This is a genomic window from Marinobacter confluentis, from assembly GCF_004785685.1.
In the GTDB taxonomy this organism is placed as follows: domain Bacteria; phylum Pseudomonadota; class Gammaproteobacteria; order Pseudomonadales; family Oleiphilaceae; genus Marinobacter; species Marinobacter confluentis.
The window spans coordinates 1-309 of the sequence record NZ_SRPF01000055.1 but is presented as its reverse complement, the minus strand read 5'-3'; the positions used below and the strand labels follow the sequence as shown (position 1 = coordinate 309).

Sequence of the window (309 nt, the reverse complement as noted above, 5' to 3'; positions counted from 1 at the left end):
CTTCCGATCTCACCATCTCTGTCAAGCGACCCAGTGATAATCGGCTGCCTGATTCAGAATTACTTCCCATCCGGAAATATGAATGTGACCTGGGGCAAGAGTGGGAAGGATATAAGCGTCATAAACTTCCCACCTGCCCAGATCTCTGGGGGGCCATACACCATGTGCAGCCAGTTGACATTGCCAGCTGCAGAGTGCCCAGAAGACACAACTGTGAAGTGCTCTGTGCAATATAACACGAGCCCCGTCAAAGAATTGAGTGTGAAATGCCCTGGTACAGGGTGTCCTCCCCTATCCTGCCAACCCAAC

The 309-nt window shown here is 51.8% G+C and carries 1 protein-coding gene; it reads left to right on the top strand.

Annotated elements, in window-relative coordinates; all coding sequences use genetic code 11:
• Positions 1-6: 6 nt before the first annotated feature.
• Positions 7-309, top strand: a 303-nt coding sequence (locus E5Q11_RS18220; RefSeq protein ID WP_410111161.1) for an immunoglobulin domain-containing family protein, incomplete at its 3' end; no start/stop codon positions are given.